Consider the following 1,363-nt stretch of genomic DNA (forward strand, 5'->3'; position numbering starts at 1 on the left):
TGGGTCATCAGGGGTTCGAACCCTGGACACCCTGATTAAGAGTCAGGTGCTCTGCCAGCTGAGCTAATGACCCATAGAAAACGGATATAAGAATCCATCTGTCTCAGCGACAAAGAATATTATATGGGAGAGATATTTGGAATGCAAGACCAAATATCGGGCAAATTATGAACAAAGCGTGTCCAGACGAAGAGACGAATGGCAGTTCGAAGGGCAGACCGCTATACTGAAAATGAATTTTGCGGAGGTTCAGGGAGCAATGGATTTCGCAGGGATTCAGAGAGTAATATTGCAGGGATGCGGAGGATGACAGTGAATCTACATCGACTGACGACATACAGCAGGAAAATTTTGATTTTGGCAGCGGCTCTTCTTTTGGCCGCGGGACAGTTCGCCCTGCCAAAGGGCGTTTATGCGGAGGAAAAGGCGGCATCTGCGGCCTGGCCCCAGGAGCCGGAGATCCAGTCGGCGTCCGCCGTCCTCATGGATCTGGACAGCGGAGAGATCCTTTATGGCAAGGAGGATCAGACGGCCCGCTATCCGGCCTCGACGACCAAGCTGATGACGGCTTTGCTGGCTCTGGAGCACAGCAAGCTCGATGAGACCGTCACCTTCTCCTCGGACGCGGTTTTTAAGAACGAGACCAATAGCTCCCACATTGCCAGAGATGTGGGGGAGCAGATGAGCATGGAGCAGACTCTTTACGGGGTGTTGCTCGCCTCCGCCAATGAGTGCGCATACGCGATCGCGGAGCATGTGGGCGCTGATATGGGGGGAGATTACAATACATTCATTCAGGCCATGAACGACCGGGCGAAGGAGCTGGGCTGCGTCAATACGCATTTTGTCAATTCCAGCGGCCTGCACGATGATCAGCACTATACCTGCGCCTATGACCTGGCCCTGATTGCCAGAGAAGCCTATCAGAACGAGACCATTCGCAAGATGGTCGGGACCAGGCGCTATGAGATCCCGCCAACCAACAAACACGCGGAGCCCACGCCCCTCAACAATACCCATGCCATGCTCTCCGCCAACAAGACAAGCAAGTTCCTCTATGATGGCTGTCAGGGAGGGAAGACAGGCTATACCGATGAGGCCAGGCATTCCCTGGTCACCTATGTGGAGAGGGATGGCCGGAAGCTGGTCTGTGTGAGCATGTGCGCGGAAGGAAATGACAGCTACAAGGACACGATTGCCCTGATGGACTGGGGGCTGGCGAATTTCCACAAGGTCTCTCTTGAGGATGAGACCCTGCAGTCCAAGGCGGATGAGGCGATCAAAGCGTCCGGCAGACAGGGGCTGTCCTGGCAGGCAAAGGGAACCCTTCTTCTGCCAAAGGATGCCGCTGTCCGGGATCTGG

1 protein-coding gene and 1 tRNA gene are annotated in these 1,363 nt (G+C 54.9%); one reads left to right on the forward strand and one right to left on the reverse strand.

Going from position 1 to position 1,363, the window contains the following annotated elements:
* A tRNA-Lys gene (locus tag ACO5R6_RS07185) sits at nucleotides 1–73 on the reverse strand.
* A gap of 239 nt (nucleotides 74–312) precedes the next feature.
* Here ACO5R6_RS07185 and ACO5R6_RS07190 point away from each other — a divergent pair.
* On the forward strand, nucleotides 313–1,363 hold a 1,051-nt coding region (locus ACO5R6_RS07190; protein ID WP_485626510.1), incomplete at its 3' end, for a D-alanyl-D-alanine carboxypeptidase family protein.

The organism is Shuttleworthella sp. (assembly GCF_057251025.1).